At 48.8% G+C, this 19238-nt stretch carries 22 protein-coding genes; 18 read left to right on the top strand and 4 right to left on the bottom strand.

The features are described 5' to 3' along the window. Position 1: 1 nt before the first annotated feature. Positions 2 to 550: an NUDIX hydrolase gene (locus GA693_RS09105; protein WP_104470910.1), complete on the bottom strand. Its 549-nt coding sequence runs from the start codon at positions 548 to 550 to the stop codon at positions 2 to 4. Positions 551 to 672: 122 nt separating this feature from the next. Here GA693_RS09105 and GA693_RS09100 point away from each other — a divergent pair, with 122 nt between their 5' ends. The 9 genes from GA693_RS09100 (at position 673) to GA693_RS09060 (ending at position 8911) form a co-directional block, all read left to right on the top strand. Further along, a complete protein-coding gene (locus GA693_RS09100; protein WP_160241023.1) occupies positions 673 to 1281 on the top strand; it encodes a CoA pyrophosphatase in 609 nt (202 codons plus the stop codon). A 12-nt stretch (positions 1282 to 1293) separates the two neighbouring features. After that, a complete protein-coding gene (locus GA693_RS09095; RefSeq protein ID WP_171502419.1) occupies positions 1294 to 1821 on the top strand; it encodes a gamma carbonic anhydrase family protein in 528 nt (175 codons plus the stop codon). Positions 1822 to 1944: 123 nt separating this feature from the next. Further along, entirely contained in the window at positions 1945 to 2610 is a 666-nt protein-coding gene (gene tsaB / locus GA693_RS09090) for a tRNA (adenosine(37)-N6)-threonylcarbamoyltransferase complex dimerization subunit type 1 TsaB (protein WP_160241025.1), read from the top strand. Positions 2611 to 2622: 12 nt separating this feature from the next. Next, a complete protein-coding gene (locus GA693_RS09085; RefSeq protein ID WP_160241026.1) occupies positions 2623 to 3447 on the top strand; it encodes an undecaprenyl-diphosphate phosphatase in 825 nt (274 codons plus the stop codon). Next, positions 3441 to 4268, top strand: coding sequence for a class I SAM-dependent methyltransferase (locus GA693_RS09080; protein WP_160241027.1), 828 nt, complete (start codon positions 3441 to 3443; stop codon positions 4266 to 4268). Before GA693_RS09085 ends, GA693_RS09080 begins: the two co-directional genes overlap by 7 nt. Before the next feature lie 113 nt (positions 4269 to 4381). After that, complete coding sequence (locus tag GA693_RS09075) at positions 4382 to 5788, top strand: C13 family peptidase (protein WP_035363274.1); 1407 nt, start codon at positions 4382 to 4384, stop codon at positions 5786 to 5788. Between the two features lie 14 nt (positions 5789 to 5802). Further along, on the top strand, positions 5803 to 6639 hold the full coding sequence (gene fghA / locus GA693_RS09070; RefSeq protein ID WP_160241028.1) for an S-formylglutathione hydrolase: 837 nt from the start codon (positions 5803 to 5805) through the stop codon (positions 6637 to 6639). Positions 6640 to 6758: 119 nt separating this feature from the next. Continuing rightward, positions 6759 to 7862: a YjgN family protein gene (locus tag GA693_RS09065; RefSeq protein WP_160241029.1), complete on the top strand. Its 1104-nt coding sequence runs from the start codon at positions 6759 to 6761 to the stop codon at positions 7860 to 7862. An 11-nt stretch (positions 7863 to 7873) separates the two neighbouring features. Next, a complete protein-coding gene (locus GA693_RS09060; protein ID WP_160241030.1) occupies positions 7874 to 8911 on the top strand; it encodes a M48 family metallopeptidase in 1038 nt (345 codons plus the stop codon). A gap of 16 nt (positions 8912 to 8927) precedes the next feature. On the opposite strand, the gene GA693_RS09055 is transcribed toward GA693_RS09060, so the two are convergent. Beyond that, positions 8928 to 9212 carry a DUF2218 domain-containing protein gene (locus GA693_RS09055; protein WP_160241031.1) on the bottom strand — a complete coding sequence of 95 codons (285 nt, stop codon included), beginning with the start codon at positions 9210 to 9212 and terminating at the stop codon, positions 8928 to 8930. Positions 9213 to 9390: 178 nt separating this feature from the next. On the opposite strand from GA693_RS09055, the gene rpe reads away from it, so the two are divergent. The 8 genes from rpe to GA693_RS09015 all read left to right on the top strand — a co-directional run bounded on the left by rpe (position 9391) and on the right by GA693_RS09015 (position 17026). After that, positions 9391 to 10077, top strand: coding sequence for a ribulose-phosphate 3-epimerase (rpe, locus tag GA693_RS09050; RefSeq protein WP_016659485.1), 687 nt, complete (start codon positions 9391 to 9393; stop codon positions 10075 to 10077). A gap of 407 nt (positions 10078 to 10484) precedes the next feature. Then, on the top strand, positions 10485 to 10952 hold the full coding sequence (locus GA693_RS09045; RefSeq protein ID WP_180056333.1) for a hypothetical protein: 468 nt from the start codon (positions 10485 to 10487) through the stop codon (positions 10950 to 10952). A gap of 41 nt (positions 10953 to 10993) precedes the next feature. Continuing rightward, positions 10994 to 12808 carry a copper resistance system multicopper oxidase gene (locus GA693_RS09040; protein WP_160241032.1) on the top strand — a complete coding sequence of 605 codons (1815 nt, stop codon included), beginning with the start codon at positions 10994 to 10996 and terminating at the stop codon, positions 12806 to 12808. A gap of 229 nt (positions 12809 to 13037) precedes the next feature. Further along, positions 13038 to 13739 (top strand): copper resistance protein B, encoded by a 702-nt coding sequence (locus tag GA693_RS09035; protein WP_228718925.1) that lies wholly within the window; start codon positions 13038 to 13040, stop codon positions 13737 to 13739. Between the two features lie 311 nt (positions 13740 to 14050). Next, positions 14051 to 14368 (top strand): quaternary ammonium compound efflux SMR transporter SugE, encoded by a 318-nt coding sequence (gene sugE, locus GA693_RS09030; protein WP_104472520.1) that lies wholly within the window; start codon positions 14051 to 14053, stop codon positions 14366 to 14368. Positions 14369 to 14401: 33 nt separating this feature from the next. After that, positions 14402 to 14887, top strand: coding sequence for a methylated-DNA--[protein]-cysteine S-methyltransferase (locus tag GA693_RS09025; protein WP_005179878.1), 486 nt, complete (start codon positions 14402 to 14404; stop codon positions 14885 to 14887). Positions 14888 to 15121: 234 nt separating this feature from the next. Beyond that, the gene (locus GA693_RS09020) at positions 15122 to 15778 is read left to right on the top strand and encodes a nuclease-related domain-containing protein (RefSeq protein ID WP_160241034.1); all 657 of its coding nucleotides are present in this window, start codon (positions 15122 to 15124) and stop codon (positions 15776 to 15778) included. A gap of 153 nt (positions 15779 to 15931) precedes the next feature. Beyond that, positions 15932 to 17026: a catalase family protein gene (locus GA693_RS09015; protein WP_160241035.1), complete on the top strand. Its 1095-nt coding sequence runs from the start codon at positions 15932 to 15934 to the stop codon at positions 17024 to 17026. A gap of 78 nt (positions 17027 to 17104) precedes the next feature. Here the strand turns inward: GA693_RS09015 and GA693_RS09010 are convergent, their stop codons facing one another. Next, positions 17105 to 17872 (bottom strand): hydroxymethylpyrimidine/phosphomethylpyrimidine kinase, encoded by a 768-nt coding sequence (locus GA693_RS09010; RefSeq protein WP_016659477.1) that lies wholly within the window; start codon positions 17870 to 17872, stop codon positions 17105 to 17107. Between the two features lie 92 nt (positions 17873 to 17964). Here GA693_RS09010 and GA693_RS09005 point away from each other — a divergent pair, with 92 nt between their 5' ends. Beyond that, positions 17965 to 18645 (top strand): HAD-IA family hydrolase, encoded by a 681-nt coding sequence (locus GA693_RS09005; protein ID WP_045795528.1) that lies wholly within the window; start codon positions 17965 to 17967, stop codon positions 18643 to 18645. A 98-nt stretch (positions 18646 to 18743) separates the two neighbouring features. Here GA693_RS09005 and GA693_RS09000 read toward each other — a convergent pair whose 3' ends face one another. Further along, complete coding sequence (locus tag GA693_RS09000; RefSeq protein WP_005179867.1) at positions 18744 to 19211, bottom strand: Lrp/AsnC ligand binding domain-containing protein; 468 nt, start codon at positions 19209 to 19211, stop codon at positions 18744 to 18746. Between the last annotated feature and the right edge of the window lie 27 nt (positions 19212 to 19238).

Raw genomic sequence — 19238 nt, 5'->3', positions numbered from 1 at the left:
GTTAACCCGTATGATCCAAACGCGTACCCAAGGTTTCCAGATGAGTCGGGAAATGCTGGTTTTTGCGGTCTTCAAAATAATGTCTTAAGGTATGTTCCACGCTTGGGAAGGCTAGTTCTGCCCATGGAATTTCATCTTCGCTAAACAGACGCGATTCAATAGTTTCTTCACCCGCCCCAAATTGACCTTCAATCAGCTGCGCTTTAAACAGCACATAAATCTGGCCAATCCGTGGAATGTTGTACATGCAGTACAGCTGCTCAATCTCGATTTCCGCTTCTGCTTCTTCACGGGTTTCACGTGCCGCGCCTTGTTCCATGGTTTCAAACAGTTCCATATAACCGGCAGGTAGGGTCCAGAGTCCATAACGCGGTTCAATGGCACGGCGGCATAATAACACCTGATCTTCCCACAGCACCAAAGCACCGCAAATCACTTTCGGATTCACATAATGAATACTGCCACAATGGCTGCAAACACGGCGTAACTGGTGATCGCCTAAAGGAATTTTTTCCGTTGTTTTATGTCCACACGTTCCGCAAAAGTTCATATTCAGCATCAACGATAAAGTTGCTGATCAGCATAACTGAAAAAATGAACTTTGGCATCATTTCTATCCTTTTGCCCAGAATTTCAGCTATGATGAAAGTCAGGCAATCAGGATAATAAAAGATGGTAGAGCATTCATTGACACAGGAATTGCAACAGCGCTTACGCTTCTCGCGAAGTATGCGTGAGGCGCATGCGGCCGTGTTGATTGCGATTACCGATGAAGCTCAGCCGAAAGTCCTGCTGACCCGCCGTTCGGCCTATTTAAACAGCCATGCCGGTGAGGTGTCTTTCCCGGGCGGCAAGCGCGATCCACAGGATACCAGTAATATTGTGGTGGCACTGCGCGAAGCACAGGAAGAAACCGCGCTGAATCCTTTTGATGTGGAACTGATTGGCGATTTGCCAATGCAAAAATCGCGTAATGGCATGCTGGTCAAACCCATTGTCGGCCTGATTCCACCCGAGGTGCAGCTGTCAGCGCAACCGACCGAAATTGACCGTATTTTTTTCGCCTCTTTAAAAAATCTGATTGAAGCGCCGCCGGTGCCATATGAGGTGCGCTATGCCCATCAGTCCTTATATTTTCCCAGCATGCGCGTTGAAAATGAGATTGTCTGGGGATTAACTGCACGGATGCTGGTGGCTTTATTTCAGTATGGGCTGGATTATCAAAAAGAATGGCCATTTTTACTGAATTCACCGACGTTTCGATTTAAATCATCTAAATAGGGAATTTTAATGTTGTATAAATTTCAGGGCATTGCCCCAAAAGCATTACATCAACCATGGGATGGTTGGGTCGCCGAAACCGCAACGGTCATTGGTCAGGTCGAGCTGGGCCGGCAGGTGAGTATCTGGTTTGGCGCGGTGGTGCGTGGCGATAACAGCCTGATTCGTCTTGGAGATTTTAGTAATGTCCAGGAAAATGCGGTGCTGCATACCGATGCGGGTATTGAGATGCAGATTGGTAACTATGTCACTATCGGTCATCAGGCCATGTTGCATGGCTGTACCATCGGCGATAACAGCCTGATTGGTATTAATGCGGTGGTGCTGAATCATGCCGTGATTGGGAAAAACTGTATTATTGGCGCCAATGCGCTGATTCCGGAAGGCAAAGTCATCCCGGATAATTCGGTGGTGATGAGTTCTCCCGGCAAGATTGTAAAAACCCTGGATGAAGCAGGGGCAGCCCGCCTGAAACTGAGCGCCTTACATTATGCCGAGCACTTCAAGCATTTCCAGCAACTGGAAAAAGTCGAACTTTAAGATACCTAAAGGCCAGTTTGAAACTGGCTTTTTTCTGTGTGAAAGCCGGTGAAGTTCTCGCCTAGTGTCTAGGAGTGGAGTATGATAGCGGCCAGTTTTTAAAATTTAATTTTAAGGTTGTGCATGAAGTTACTGGCATTGGAAACTGCCAATGAGCAGTGTTCCGTTTCGATTGTAAATGACACGCAGGAACTGTTTTTTCAGTTGGATGAGCGCGCCAAGGCACAAACCCAAACCATTCTCCCGATGATTGAGCAAGGTTTTGCTCAGACCGAAACGACCACTGCCGATTTAACCGCAGTGGCCTTTAGCCGTGGCCCGGGCTCGTTCAGTGGCGTGCGGATTAATGCCGCGGTGGCACAGGCACTGGCCTGGTCACATGATCTGCCGGTCATTCCGGTATCGACCTTGCAGGCACTGGCACAAGCGGCTTATCGGCTAGCAGGTTTAAGCGCGGTAACAGCAGTGCTGGATGCGCGGATGAATGAAGTCTATATCGCCAGTTTCCAGTTAGATGCAGAAGGCATTATGCAGCCGGTGAGCGAAGAACAGTTATTGGGCTATAGTGATGCGGCGGCCGTAGCGCAGTCCCCATTAGTAGGCTCAGGTTCAACCTTATTGCAACAAGAACAAACACAATACAAAGACTTAAGTGCAACGGCGCAAGATATTGCTACCATTGCACGCGTATTGGCCCAACGTGAAGCATGGGTCAGTGCGGAATACGCATTACCGGTGTATTTGCGGGATAATGCTTGGAAAAAAATTCCAGAACAAGGCAAATCATAACTAGGATTTTCTATGGATTTTTTACTGCTGCTGAAAGCGGCAATTATGGGAATTGTTGAAGGAATCACAGAATTCTTACCAATTTCCAGTACCGGCCATTTAATTTTGGCTTCAGAACTGATGAACTTCTGGACCAAAGAAAAAAGTGATGTTTTTGTAATTGCCATTCAAATGGGGGCAATTGCAGCAGTGATTTATGAATACTGGACCCGGCTTTGGGGCGCAGCCACCGGCATGTTCACCGGCGAAGAAACCGGACGCCGTCTGGGCTTTGGCCTGATTCTGGCCTCGCTGCCGATTATTCTGATTGGTTTGGCTTTCGGGCAAACCGTGAAAGCGATGTTGTTTAATGATATCGCCGTGGCTATTGGCCTGATTATTGGTGGTCTGATCATTATCTGGATTGAGAAGCATCCACCTCAAGTACGGGCGCAGGAAGTTGAAGACCTGACCTATAAAGATGCGATCTGGATTGGTCTGATTCAGGTACTGTCTTTAATTCCGGGCACTTCACGTTCGGGCGCGACCATTATTGGGGCGATGTTCCTGGGCGTATCACGTAAAGCGTCGACAGAATTCTCGTTCTTTCTGGGAATTCCGGTGATTATTGGCGCAGGCTTGCTGGATTTATATCAAAGTTATGATGTCTTCCAGACCACGCAGGACTGGACCGTACTGAGCGTCGGGATTATTGTTTCCTTTATCTCCGCATTAATCTTAATTCGCGCGCTGGTGGCGTATGTGGCCAAACGCGACTTTATGATTTTTGCCTGGTATCGTATTGTGTCAGGCCTTCTGATTTTACTCTTTGCATATACAGGCTGGACCTTATGGTAAGCGAACTTCGCTGCTATACCGAACCCGCATTTCTCGAGAAAGCACAGCACTATCAGGCTGTGCTTTCTTCACGTGGGGTTACCCTTCAGATTGACGTCATCGACAAACTGAATGCACGTTTTTTAAGACTGCATCCAGACATGGCGCTGTGCGTTGATGCCGATGGCCTGTGGCTATGTGCGCTGGGCATGAAAATGCAGCCAGACTGGCAGGCTGAAATTCCGCGTTTAAAACGCGCGTCATTAAAGTCAGAAATGCTGGCCCGTGCCTGTAACCTGGCGGAAAAACCGCAGCTGATTGATGCAACTGCAGGTCTGGGCCATGACAGTTTGCTGATGGCGCATTTGGGGGCTGAAGTAACGCTGGTAGAACGGCATCCGATTCTGTTTAGTTTATTGGAAGACAGCTACCAGCGCGCCCTACAGGACCCGTTTTTAAGCAAGGTTGCCGCACGCATCCACTTGGTCTTTTCTGATTCGGCTGATTACTTAAAAGCGCAGGCAGAAGCAGGGCAGGCTGTTGATGTGATGTATCTGGATCCGATGTTTCCACAGCGTGACCAGAACCAGCAGGCGGTAAAAAAACAGGCACAAGTCAAAAAGCAGATGCAGCTGCTGCATTTGTTATTGCCGGAACATGGTGAAATGGATTTGGGCGATGCCTTGCTACCGCTGGCGCAAAAAATCGCCAAACGTGTGGTGGTTAAGCGACCACGTCTGGCAGTATATCTGGCCGGGCAAACACCGGATCATCAATGGACCGGAGATGCCTGCCGCTTCGATGCCTACTTCCAGCAGGACGCGACCAAAGTAAACGGGTAATCGCTTCAAAACTGGGCAAAGATTTGTTATATAGTTAAAAAAGAGCATTGATAATTATGACATCAGGCATAAACTAAGTCTGCACAAAGCGAGCCACTGCTAACGACAATCTTATGATCGACTTTAAACCCTCCATCAATTTTTGGCATGATTTTAAAAGCAACCAAACAGCGGGGATGTGGTTATTTTTTGGTTCGCGCCGATCTTTACAGATTGTCCGTCCTTCCATTCTGCAACTGATTTTCTGGGGCATTTTAGGCGGTCTGGCCAACACTTTATTTAGCTGGCTCAGCGCCGGTGAAACCGGTGATTTTAACCCGCAAGGTCTGGTCAGTTATGCCTTGTGGCCGTTTATTGCCTTAATTGTCGGGATTTTCCTGTCCCAGCGCGTCAATAATCCACGCCTCATGCTGGTGCCGGCTTTACTGTGGCTAGTGTTAGATACTCACATCGCCTTATTGCAAAGCCTGATTCAATATCTGGGCATGATTGATGTGCTGCCCTATGTGTTCTATGACTATCTGCCGCTGATTTTCATGGTGCTGTTTGTCTGGCAGAGTCTGGCCGTGGTCTGGGTATTTTCCCGTGAACTGAAATGGCCGTGGTGGGAACGTGCGCTGATTGTTCTGGCCACGCTGTTTACCCTGGTGGTGTGGCAAATGTCGGTCAAGAGCCAGCCAATCTGGAAGGTGGAAGAGGTCCCGCCGACGTTTAGCGAAGAAGCCTTTTATGCACAAAGCAAGATACTGAATCAGGCGCTGGAGAAGATTCAGTATGGTGAATTTGCGCAATCACACTGGTATTTTCTGGGCGTTGCTGGTGCCAGTTATCAGGATGTGTTTATGTCCGAAGTCGAACGGATTCGGGAACAGTTCGATACCCGCTTTGGGACCTTTGGCCGCTCGATGATTCTGGTCAATAACCCGATGACACGCAATGTCACCCCGATTGCCTCACGCACCAGTATGGAACTGGCACTGCGCCGTATAGGCCAGCAGATGAATCCGGAAAGCGATGTGCTGTTTTTATACATGACTTCACATGGCTTGCCGAACCAGTTTGAAATGGAAAATGCGCCGCTGGAACTGCAACAGGTTGATCCAAAATGGCTGCGCGATGCGCTGGATAAATCCGGTATCCGCTGGCGCGTAATTGTGATCTCGGCCTGTTATTCGGGCAGTTTTGTTTCGGCCCTGCAAAATGACAATACTTTGGTAATTACCGCATCGGCCGCAGATCGCGCTTCATTCGGCTGTTCCAACGAAGCCGATTATACCTATTTTGGCCGGGCTTTCTTTGATCAGGCCATGCGTGAAAATAACAGCTTTGCCGAGGCTTTTGCACAGGCCAAGCTGACCGTGGCAAAATGGGAGCAGGCACAAGGTTTTGAACCATCTGAACCGCAATGGTCGATGGGCAAGAACATGCAGCTGATGTTGCCGCAACTGGAGCAGCGTTTATTCCCGCAAGCCATGGTGGCGCAGCCAAATGAAATGCCTTTAACTTTAGACAGCCCTTAAAACAGGATAAGACGATGGAATTAATACAGAACAATCGATGCTTTGATGGCGAACAGCGAATTTACCATTTTAATTCCAGCAGCTTAAACGGGGAAAGCCGTTTTGGTATTTTTCTGCCGGCACAAGCCTTGGCCGGTCAGGACTGTCCGGCGCTTTTTTACCTGGCGGGTTTAACCTGTACCGAAGAAACTTTTGCAATTAAAGCGCATGCCCAGCGTCTGGCGGCACAGTTGGGCTTTATTCTGATTAGCCCGGACACTTCACCTCGCGGTGAGCAGGTGGCGCAGGGCGATCACTGGGATATCGGGCAGGGGGCAGGTTTTTATATTAATGCAACCCAGGCACCCTGGGCAGCGCATTACCAGATGGAACAGTTTGTTGCAGAAGAGCTGTATGCGCTGGTGTGTGAACAGTTTGCGGTGCAAACCGACAGCATTGGTATTTTTGGCCACAGTATGGGCGGCCATGGCGCTTTGACCTTGGCCTTTAAATATCCGGAAAAATTTAAATCAGTTTCTGCCTTTGCACCAATTTGTGCACCAAGCCAGTGCCCGTGGGGCGAGAAAGCTTTTAGTGCCTATTTAGGTGAGGATCGTCAAGGCTGGCAAGCACATGATGCCACCGCACTGGTCCAGCAAAAAGGCAAGCAATTTGCCGATATTTTAATTGATCAGGGCCTACAGGATCAGTTCTATAGCCAGTTGAATCCGGCGCTGTTCCAGGCCGCTTGTGCACAGGCCGGACAGCCGCTGAGCTTACGTGAACATGCTGGCTATGATCATGGTTATTACTTTATTCAAAGTTTTATTGATGACCATCTGCAATTTCATGCAGTCCAATTACAATCCTAATATAATCCATCACGCAGAACACCGCTTTTGACCTGTTGCAGGGTGAAGGCGGTCTGTGATTTTTTGTTTTTTAATTTTTAACCGTGTCTTTATTTTAAAAAATAATTATAAGGCCTGATATGCAAAACCAAGATATACATCCGACTTTTACCGCAGAGGAACAGACCCAGCTGCCGCCAGCGCTTGTCGTTGATTCACCTGAACCGCAGCTGCTTGGACAGCGCCACCCTTTTCATTTTTATGGCACTGCCATGGAATATTTCGGCATCTGGATTGTCAATATTCTATTGATTATTGTCACGCTGGGACTGTATGCGCCGTGGGCCAAAGTACGCCGCTTGCGCTATTTTTATGGCAATACCGAATTTATCCAGCGCCGTTTTGACTTTACCGGTGTGCCGAGCAAGATTTTAATCGGGCGGCTGATTGCGATTGGCCTCTATCTGGCCATTTCGCTGTTATCCAACTACTCGGTGCGTGCTACCCTGATTGGGGTGCTGATTCTGTATCTGGCCGTGCCCTGGCTGATTCGGGCCACCATCCGCTTTAATGCACGTAACAGTAAATTTGGTAACAGCCGCTTTTTCTTTTCCGGCACTAGCAAGAAAGCCTATATCGAATTTTTAAAAGGGATTCTGGTGTATATCTTGACCCTGGGTATATTTTTCCCGGTGCTGATCTGGCTGTATAAGCGTTATTGCCTCGATCATCTTTATGCGGGGCAATTGCAGTTTAAATTACAGGCCGACTGGCCGGCCTATATGCGCGCCATGTATGTGCCGCTGTTTCTGTTTATCGGCTTGCTGGGGGCGGCAGCGCTGGTACTGGCCTTGCTGGCCGATTTTTCCAGTCTGAGTGCGGTGCAGTATGTCTGGATTTTTATGGGCATCTATCTGCTGGCGGCTTTATTCATCTGGCCGTTAATGCTGGCGCGGATTTTTATGACCAGCTGGAACAATACCACCCTCAGTCGTAGCCAGTTTCAGACCAGTTGCAACCAGTGGCGCTATGCCTGGATTGTGCTCAGCAACTGGATGGTGAAAATTTTAACCCTCGGCCTTATGACGCCGTGGGCGGCAATCCGTTTATATCGCTATCAGGTGGAGTCTTTAAGCCTGCATTTAAACAATGATCCGGACCTGCTGATGAACCAGTTACAGGGTGATCCAAGCGCGATTGCGGAAGAAATTAGCGATATCTTTGATATTGATGTGTCTTTATAAGGAAAGCACTGATGCAACAGATGACGGTTGAAGCCGTGTTTTATGATGGTCAGAGTGCCAAGCCTTATACTGCTCAGGTGTTGGCAGCCGATGCGGACAGTATCTGGGTTCAGTATGGTGAAAACTTTGCCTTGCAGCGCCGTTATCGTTATCAGGACATGCTGCTGATAGGCGCATTGGGCCGTATCCAGCCGGTAATTGAACTCCAGGATGATGCACGTCTGGAGTTTCAGCAGCCTTTACCGGACTGGTTTCAGCTGCAGCAAAAGAATATTTATCAGTCGATCTGGAAGCTGGAGCGTACCCCCAGCCTGATTCTGTTTAGCACCATTTTTATTGTGGCGCTGGCCTTTGCCACGGTGAAGTGGGGCATTCCGTGGGCCTCGCATGTGGTGGCCAATCAGTTACCGGAAACCACCCTGAACAGTGTCGGCAATGAAGCAGAACACTATGTGCTGGAGATGACGGGTCCAAGCCGTTTAAGTGCGGCGCGCCAGCAGGCAATTTTACAGCAGTATCAGGCATTGGTGGCAGAAGACCGGCCGGCGAAACTGCTGTTTCGAGAAGGGAATCGGTTGGGTGCCAATGCGGTGGCGATTCCCAACAATACTATTATTCTGACCGATGAACTGGTTGAACTGGCACAGGATGACCGGGAAATTCTGGGAGTACTGGCACATGAGCAGGGCCATCTGGTTGAGCGGCATAGTCTGCAACAAGCCCTGGCCAGTTTAGGCTTTGGGGTCATCCTGATTGCGATTACCGGTGATGGCTCCGATTTAATGACCAGTCTACCTCTGGCTTTGGTGGGTGCCAGTTATTCGCGTAATTTTGAAGCCGAGGCCGATCATTATGCCTTAACCACCATGCAGCACAAGCAGGTGCCAACCATCCATTATGCCAACCTGTTACAACGGCTGGCAGATGAAAGCGGTGAAAGCGAGCAGGGTAAGTCGCTCTGGGATTTCCTGCAAAGCCATCCGGCCACACAGGAACGTATTGAGGCGGTGAAGGCCTTTGAAGCCAAGCAATCTGCCGAAGTAAAATGAGCAGATCTAAGTAGGTTTAATCGGCCTGCTGCCAGTCAGCACTTAACTGTTCCTGTCCCATGCGTTGCAGATGATCCAGCACCACCTGTTCCAGCCGGTTCAGGTCGGTGTGTTCATCTAAAGCAATAATTTCGGTATAGAGCGCATCAGATTGTGACTGTAACACAATGGTCGCGCTTGGCATCAAAATACGCAGTTCCTGTGCTGTTTCCTGTACTTCAAATTTGTGTTTCCAGTGGTTACCCAGGCGTTTGACCAGACGGGCCGCTTGTGTGGTGGCAATATGACTATAACGTTTCATGAAAAATCCTGTTCAGTAAGCCTTAAGCCTAAGAGAAAAGAGCGCCCAGACAAAGCCGCGTGTTGCAACACAGCGTTGTAGATTTGCAATCTTGCCGCAGGTGGCCATCTGCCGCCCCAGAGCCGGGGACAATTTGTTATAATGGCGCAGTCACTCAAATACTTAGCCAGGGTCTCCCATGTCCAAGCCATATTTAATTGCGCCTTCTATTCTTTCTGCAGACTTTGCCCGTTTAGGGGAAGAGGTAGAAAAAGTGCTTGAAGCCGGTGCTGATGTTGTCCACTTTGATGTCATGGACAATCACTATGTACCCAACCTCACCTTTGGTGCAGGCGTATGTAAGGCCCTGAAAAATTATGGGATTCAGGCGCCAATTGATGTGCATTTAATGGTCTCTCCGGTGGATCGCATGATTGGCGACTTCTTGGAAGCCGGTGCCGATATTATTACCTTCCACCCGGAAGCTTCGGACCATATTGACCGTTCGCTGCAACTGATCAAATCGGGCGGTGCCAAGGCGGGTCTGGTTTTTAACCCGGCAACGCCGCTGCATTATCTGGATTATGTGCTGGATAAAGTCGACCAGATTTTATTGATGAGTGTGAACCCGGGCTTTGGTGGCCAGAAATTTATTCCTATGACCCTGGAAAAATTACGTCAGGCGCGTCAGATCATTGATTCCTCAGGCCGTGATATTCGCCTTGAGGTTGATGGTGGTGTTGGCCCGGCCAATATCCGTGAAATTGCCGAAGCCGGTGCCGATATGTTTGTGGCTGGTTCAGCGATTTTTGGCAAACCGGATTATAAAGCTGTGATTGATGAGATGCGTGCCGAACTGGCCAAAGTCGGTGCCGTGAATACCTAATAAAACTGGATAAGTTATCGGCACCCTGTGGATAACTTTGTGATTAACTCTATGGATATCTATGTTGATAACAGTATGGATAACCGGATTAATTTATAAACAGTTGTGCATCAATCGTTTGCCAATTAGACGTAAAATGTATAAAAAGGACTCAAATGAGTCCTTTTTATTTGAGCAAAAGCCCTAAAATTCCTGCTTTTTTATTCAGCTCTGCTTAAGAGTTATACTGCACAATAAATAACTTTATTATTTTATTGATATGCAAAACAATCTTCCCGGCAGCAGCAATTTAAAATTTAAAGCATTGTGTATAACTGTGAATTTCTCTATGCTGGTTTGCACAGGCGTTTAGCTGTTTTAAGCAGCTTCAACGCTGGGGTTTGGTCTTATGGGGTGAGGAAATCCTGTTGTATACACAGCGCAGACAACCGGTGTGGTTCAGCTATCTGATGGCATTTGTCATGGGATGGAGCAGTCTTGTGCTGGCGGTTGTACAACCAGCGCATGCGGCCATGCAACTGTCCAACTCTGCCGCGATCACCAGTGCGAAATCATCCCTTTCATCACCTACACCTTGTCATGCTGAAAAGGCAGATTCTCCTGTAGAACAACATCACCCAAGCCATCATAGCACCAGTCCATCTGCACAGTTACCCGACTGCGAGCAGGTACATCATCCAGAGCAGCATTTAAACTGTCAGGATTGTCCACCCCTACATTGCCAGCCGGGTCTGAGCTATCTCAAGATTGCGCTCCCTGTGCTGGAACAGGCAAGCCCGACCTTTGAGTCTGAGCCGCACTTTCATCTCTATCATGCCCAGCATTTACCCGGCTACTGGCAGGAAATCCTGCGTCCACCGAAAACCTTATCCTGACTTTAAAAACTTTTCTTTTTTTATTGTTTTAAGGATAAATCATGTCAATTCAATTGCGTCAGGCCATCGTGCTTGGCTTATGTCTGTGCGCATCGTCCTGGGCGATGGCCGCAGTCCGGGAATATCATCTGTATATTGATGAGCAGCCGGTCAAGCTGACCGGAAAAACTGTCAAAAAAATAAGTGTGAATGGCCAATTCACAGCCCCCTTGCTTGAATTTGAGGAAGGTGATGAAGCGGTGATTCATGTGCATAACCAGCTTCAAAATCGCGATTCTTCCATTCACTGGCATGGTCTGTTATTGCCGGGTGTAATGGATGGCGTGCCGGGCTTTAACGGCTTTCAGGGCATTGCGCCGAAGGGACATTTTACTTATCGCTTTCAGCTACGGCAGCAGGGCACCTACTGGTATCACGCCCATTCCAAAGGTCAGGAGCAGGATGGGCTATATGGCCCGCTAGTCATTTATCCCAAAGGCAAACAGCCTGTGGCTGCGCATGAGCAGGCCGAGCGGGATTATGTGGTGATGCTGTCCGATTTTCACGCATCTTCCAGCGACACGATTTTAAATAATCTGAAAAAGTCGGCCGAGTATTATCAGAACCAGCGTGAAACCCTGGCCGATGTGTTGCAGCAGGTGAAACAGCAGGGCCTGAAACAGACCTGGCAGCAACGTTCCATGTGGAACCAGATGCGTATGCTTAGAACCGATTTGTCGGATGTCACCGGTTATCAGTTTTTAATCAATGGCAAAACACCGGAACAGGCCTGGACCGGGCTGTTCCGACCGAATGAAAAAGTGCGTTTACGTTTTATTAATGCCTCGGCCATGTCGTTTTTTGATGTACGCATTCCGCAGCTCAAAATGACCGTCATCAGCGCTGATGGCCAGCCGGTCCAGCCGGTGCCTGTAGATGAGTTCCGAATCGGGACGGCTGAAACCTATGATGTACTGGTGGAACCAAAAGCCGGCCATTACCAGATTGAAGCAGAATCAATTGACCGTTCAGGCTTTGCCATTGGTAGTTTATTGCAACAGGGCATGCAACCACCGCCACTGCACATGCCAACCGCACGACCACGTGCGGTATTGACCATGGAAGATATGGGACATGCTGCTCATGGTGCAGAAAGTACTGCGCCACATGCGGTACATAGTGCGTCATCCACATCTTCGACCCTGCAGCATCCAACGATGACGCATGCTGCCATTAAAGAGACTGAATCTTTAACGGTAGCCGAAGATCATCCTGCAGTGCATTCATCGCATGCAACGCAGGCGCAGTCAAAATCTTCGGCCAGTTCGGTCCCTCAAGGTTGGGCCAATGCCTCAACACCCGCCGGACATAAAGCACTTCGCTATGCGGACTTAAAAGCCTTAAAGCCGCAGCCGGATACGCGCGCGCCGGTGCAAGAGCTGGTGATTCGTTTGGGCGGCACGATGGAACGTTATATCTGGACCATCAATGGCAAGAAATTTAGCGAGGCTGAACCGTTGCAGGTGGCCTATGGCGAACGGATTCGGCTGAAATTTATCAATGATAGCATGATGGCGCATCCGATGCATTTGCATGGCATGTTTATGCAGCTGGAAAATGGCCAGGCCGCTGCCGACCTGCCAAATAAACATACCCTGATTGTACCGCCTGGAAAAACCGTGAGCGCGTTATTGACCGCCGATGAGCTGGGGGAATGGGCAATCCATTGTCATCTGCTGTATCACATGAGTTCGGGCATGATGAATAAGTTAGTGGTGGCACAGGTGATGCCAGAGCAGACGGCTTCATTACCCGCAGCTCCATCTGCGCTGCCAGCTGCTGTTCAGTCTTCGGGAGATGCACATGCACATCACTAATTTTGCCCGTTTCAATCTGCTGGGAGCCATGCTGTTTGCGACACCGATGTTATCGGCGCAGACACAGCACCCATCTTCTCACGCTACAGAACATGAAGTTGTACCGCAGACGTCAGTAAAATCTGTCGATATGCATGCACAACACGAGCAGATGATGCAGGCTGAACATCAGCAACATCAGCAACATCAGCAACATCAGCAACATCAGCAACATCAGCAACATCAGCTCATGAGCATGCCTCATCTGGTGGAGAAGGCTGCAACGGCAACAACGCATGATCACCGACAGGAGCATGGCGGGCAGTGGTATCAGTCCAGTATGCTGGAATCAAAATGGATGCAGCATGCGGGTGGACGCGGAGTGTGGCAGTCCGAGCTGGAAAGCCGGGTCGGAACGGATGAACACAAGCTGTTTTTCAAACTGCATACCCAGCAGGCCGAGTCGCAACAAGCTGAATATGAGGCACAGGTTTTATATAGCCGGATGATTTCTGATTTTTGGGATATCCAGGCTGGTGTGGCCTATCAGGAGGATCAGACTTCCGCACAGCAATGGCGTGGTGTGGTTGGCCTGCATGGGCTGGCGCCGTATTTCTTTGAATCTGAGGCCTATTTGTCGCTTGCCGAAGATCAGCAGGTGCTGCTGAGTCTGGACACTGAGCGGGATTTTTTACTGACCCAGAAACTGATTCTGGCACCTTATTTGCAGGCCAAGCTGGTACTTTCAGATGAATCGGTGCAAGCGCAGAAAACTGGTTTAAACCAGCTGCAGACCGGGCTACAGATGCGTTATGAAATCAGCAAAAAAGTCATGCCGTTTGTAGATGTGGCCTATGGCTATCATAAAGGGCTGGCCCAGACAGCTGAGCAGGATGCGACAGAATCGGAACAGGGCTGGCAATATGGCGCCGGGTTACGGTTGAAGTTTTAATCCGATCCAGCGTTTATCCATACACCGGATGGGCTTTGGTTCATCCTTTTGTTTGCTGGAGAAACGACCTATGCTCCAGCAAGCAATTTATTCACTTAAGTGAATAAGTTTGAATCGCCTTATCTGGGTTGTGATTTTCAGTCCCTCTTGAGCTGAAGCTTATTCCCCTTCAACGGCGTTCTACTGGCAGGCGGTGGATTTTTGCTATACTGATACCGTAATTTTGGAGGAACGACCTCCCTTAAAGACGTTGTCTTTAAGAAAAATCGTCAGGACGGCCTGACTCTATCTGAATAATGGAGGAGGGCGTGATGGCCTGGATCGTATTAATTTTTGCCGGTATTTTTGAAATTGTCTGGGCTTATTTTATGAAGCTTTCAGATGGTTTTACCAAACTTACCCCAAGCATTCTGACCATTTTCTTTATGGTGCTCAGTTTTGGCCTGCTGGCCTATGCCATGCGCAGTCTGCCACTGGGCACGGCCTATACCATCTGGACCGGGATTGGCGCGGTCGGTTCTTTTCTGGTGGGTATTTTGGTACTGGGCGAGCCGGCATCGGCCATGCGTATGCTGGCGGCAGTGTTAATTATTTCTGGTCTTGTGCTGATGAAACTTTCATCGGCATAATCAAGCTAGACTAAAACTGAACAGGAGAAGGAGATGAAACTTGCATTTATGTATATGCCTTCTCCGGTCGGGCGTTTAAAACTGGTGGCTACAGACAGCGCGCTGGTCGCCGTGATCTGGGACAATGAAAATCCCAAACGGGTCCGGCAGGCCGAGCTGGTAGAGCAACTGGATCATCCGATTTTACTCGACGCACAACAACAGCTGAATGAATATTTTCAGGGCCAGCGCCAGACTTTTGAACTGCCTTTAGATTTTGAAGGCACAGAGTTTCAGAAAAAAGTCTGGCAGGCGTTGCTGAATATTCCTTTTGGCGAAACCCGAAGCTACCGGCAAATCGCCGAGCAGGTCGGCAGTCCCAAAGCGGTACGGGCTGTCGGTGCGGCCAATGGCCAAAATCCAATTTCAATTATTGCACCCTGTCATCGGGTGATTGGCAGCGGCGGTAAACTGGTTGGCTTTGCCGGCGGATTAGACAATAAAGAGATTCTGTTAAAACTGGAACAACAACAAAAATAAATATAGATATTTTATGGTGTTGCATCGCTTAGTTCAGGCCAATAAACAGCTTAAATCAGTAAGCATCCGTTGATTAAAAAAATAGATCACTATCCAGATTGAACATCTTCAGGTAGATGGGATCTTTCTGTATCCACCTGATAATGAAGATTAAACCAGCATTATCATTCCTGAATGGAACGCCGTTTTATGTTAGATTTGGGCCAAGATCATCACTATTAAAATAAAACCGAAATGCATGATGTAAATATTTTGAGTATGTTGATTTCACAGCTGTGGTGGCTGTTGCTGATTCTGCTGGGCTTGAGCCTGCTGCGGGTGTTTCTGCCGGATTTAAAAGGCAAAATTGGGGAGTGGGCTGTTCTGCGACAGGCCAAGCAACATCTGGATGAGCGTTATATTTTACTTAATGATTTGACCTTGCCCGATCAGGATGGTGGCACCACACAAATTGATCATGTGCTATTAAGTCCTTTTGGCATCTTTGTGATAGAAAGCAAAAACTATAAGGGCTGGATTTTTGGCAGTGCGCGGCAAAAAATGTGGACCCAGAAAATTTATAAAAAGAGTTATAAATTCCAGAATCCCTTGCATCAGAATTACAAACATACTCAGGTGTTGAGTCATTTGCTGGCTGATCTGCTGGAGCCGGAACATTTACATTCAATAGTGGTATTTATGCCGGGCTGCGAATTTAAAACAGAGATGCCAAAGCAGGTATTTCAAGGGACAGGCTGGGTAAATTACGTACAGGAGTTCCAGACCGAAGTCATCTCCGCCATGCGCTTAAAACGTTTGCAATTACGACTGGAAAAAGAAGTACTGGACCCGTCCTGGCAAACCCGGCGCGCGCATGTGGCGCAGCTTAAATCCAGACATCATCAAGACTGAACCCAAGTATCGTGTTGAGCTGAGTCGTCTACGCTTACCAAACTCTCCTGAACTGTTGAATAAGCACTATATTTTTCTGGCTCTCAGCTTGCTAGATTGGTGGATATTAGCCAATTTTTGCCAGATGTTCAGGCCGGAACAGGAGCGTTCACGATGTCAGAGCCGTATCTACCGTATACCCCGCAGGTTGAACAGGAACAGCCGAATGAAAGCCGCTTGATTGAAGATATTATCGAGCATATGGCCCAAGCCCGACAACAGGTGTTTGACAAGCATCGCCATGCAGTCCGCGATGCGCATGCCAAATCACATGCATTTCTGAAAGGTATTTTGACCGTGCCGGTGTTGCCGCCGCATTTGGCGCAGGGAATTTTTGCCGAGCCAGGACATTATGATGTGATGGTGCGTTTATCGGCTGCGCCGGGAGATTTACGCAGTGACCAGGTGCCAGTACCGCATGGCTTTGCCTTAAAAATCCTGAATGTGCCGGGCGCACGCTTACTGGCCGATGATCCGAGTGATGGTAAAAACCAGGATATTCTGATGGTGAATATTCCGGTGCTGGCCTTTGGCACGCTGCGTAAATACCAGCAGATGCTGCCTCTGGTGACACGCGCGGAACAGGCGCCCGATCCGATGTTAAAAGGCATGCGCAGTATGGCGCGCAGTTTAAATACACTGGTAGATAAAGCCGGTTTAGAAGTGCCGGTGACTTTAAAAGGCTGGGCGCGCAGTCAGAACCATATTCTGGGCGAGACCTATCACACCATGGCCGCGCTGCGTTATGGCGACTATATGGCAAAACTCAGTGTGGCGCCGGAATCGACTTCGGTACGCCAGCTGACCAATATCCCGATGCAGATTAGTCATGACTCCAGCATCCGGGATCTGGTCCGCGATTTCTTTAAGCACCATAGCGCCGATTATGTATTGCGTGCGCAATTGTGTACCAGCCTGGAGCGAATGCCCATTGAAGATGCCTCGGTGTTATGGCCGGAAGAAGAATCTGCGCATCAGACCATTGGTACCTTACATTTTCCCAAACAGGACAGCTATAGTCCGGAGCGGCGGGTCTATGCCGATGATGTGCTATCGTTTAACCCGTGGCATGGCGTGCAGGCACATCAACCTTTGGGTTCGATTATGCGGGTACGTAAACAGGCTTATGAACGTTCCGCCTCGTTCCGGCACCGGATGAATACCCAGCCGCGAGCCGAACCGCAGCAGCTGGATGATATGCCGGATTAAAGGGCTTCAGATTCAGGTCGAAAAAATACCTGCCATGGGGCAGGTATTTTTTATAGCAGGTATTTTTTATATTAAGGATTAAAAGCGTTTTGGAATCTTCTGACCATTCGGTACCGGACTTTCTGCCTGTTTTAGTACCCCAAACAGCCAGGTTTCAGCATAATTCACAGCGGCTTGCAGTTCATCACCTAGTGCTAAACGGCCGGCAATAAAGCTGGCCAGCGAGCAGCCCGAACCGTGGTATTCGCCTTCTAAACGCGGGCAACGGGTTTCTGAAATCAGTTCACCATCTATATATAAAGCATTGCGGATGTGATCCGGGGTATCTTCATGGCCGCCTTTAACCAAAACCGCCTTGGCACCCATCGCAAACAGTTTCTGGGTGGCCAGTTCCAGATCATCTTCACCGGTCAGGGCACGCAGTTCTACCGTATTCGGGGTCAGTAAGGTTGCCAGTGGAATCAGCTCGACAAAGGCCTTGACCAAAGTCGCCTGATCACCCAGAGAGCCACCGCTGTTGGCGACCAGAACCGGGTCCAGCACATAGTAATAGTCCGGATGTTCTCTCAAGAAATCTGCCAGCGCTGCAATATTGTCGGTGGTGCCGAGCATTCCCGATTTAACACAGCGAATTGGCAGATCGTTCACCACGGCATTGGCCTGGGCCAGTAGCAATGCTTTGGAAGTGGCTTCAAAGCCAAACACCTGCTGCGAGTTTTGCACCGTGAGGGCGGTACAGGCAATGGCCGCATGTGCGCCACTTTGACCAATCGCTTCAATATCAGCCTGTAAGCCCGCGCCCCCAGAGGGATCTAAACCAGAAAAGCAAAGTACCGTTGGACGCACATCCATATCCTTCAATCATGAATTTACGTTAGTATAGGCAACTTTGAATCAAGTCTCGAGTGTATTTCACGGTCGAAGGGGGAGAAAAATTCATGATTAAACATCTGCTGATTGATTTGGATGGCACCCTGACCGATCCAAAAGTGGGTATTACCACCTCGGCGCGTTATGGACTGGCAAAAATTGGTCATCCACTACCAGAATCTGAAAATATTGACTGGATTATTGGTCCGCCACTGAAAGCTTCACTGGCAAAAATTTTACAGGTTGAACCGAATGATGTGCTGGCGGAACAGGCACTGATGGGTTATCGCGAGCGTTTTGCCGTGACCGGTTTATATGAAAATAAGGTTTATCCGACTGTGGCGGAAACCTTGCAAACCTTGAAACTCCAGGGCTATCAGCTGTTTTTAGCCACGGCCAAGCCGACCATTTATGCACGGCAGATTCTGGAGCATTTTGAGCTGGAACAGTATTTTACCGGCATTTATGGCAGCGAGCTGAATGGTGATCGGACCCATAAAGATGAATTAATTGCCTATATTCTGGAGCAGGAACAGCTGCAGGCCAGCCAATGTCTTATGGTCGGCGACCGGGAATATGATGTGCTGGGGGCGCGACATAACGGGATTGAAGCGGTCGCGGTCGAATATGGTTATGGCACGATGCAAGAGCTGGATCATGCTGCACCAAAAGCCCGTATTCAGCAGTTTTCCCAGTTGCCGAATGTGGTGGCTGACTTAAATAGTGCATTGGCATCCTGTCAGGCTTAATATAAAAAATCCATTCGGCTGATGCTGTATTCATCAGCCGGTGGCTGGATTTTCCATGCGCCTAATCACATCGACGGATCTATCGACTCTCTGAAACATCAGCCTTCAATATTTAAATACAGACTTTCTTTAACTTCTTCCATTACCACATAACTGTGTGAAGAGGCTGAGGCCGGCAATTTTTTCAGTAAATCGCCAAGTAAACGCCGGTAGGCGCTCATTTCTTTGAGCCGTGCTTTAACCAGATAATCAAACTCGCCGGAAATCAGATGACACTCGAGCACTTCCGGAATATCCACCAGATCTCGCGCCACCTGATCAAACACATCGCCCGATTTGGCCGACAGTTTAATCTCCAGAAATACCAGCAGTTTCTTGTCCACCAGTTCAGGATTCAGGCGGGCATAATAGCCCATAATAATGCCATCGCGTTCCAGCCGTTTAACCCGTTCCGAGCAGGGCGTGGTGGATAAATTGACCTTGGCCGCCAGCTCACTAATCGCAATCCGGCCATTGTTTTGCAGGATGTCCAAAATCATGCGATCAATCCGGTCTAATTTACGCATCTAAAAATTCCTTTATTCCAAAAAATA

This window comes from Acinetobacter indicus, from assembly GCF_009914475.1.
Classification (GTDB): Bacteria; Pseudomonadota; Gammaproteobacteria; order Pseudomonadales; family Moraxellaceae; genus Acinetobacter; species Acinetobacter indicus.
The sequence above is the reverse complement of the archived record's forward strand: the minus strand, read 5'-3'. Positions and strand labels throughout refer to the sequence as shown.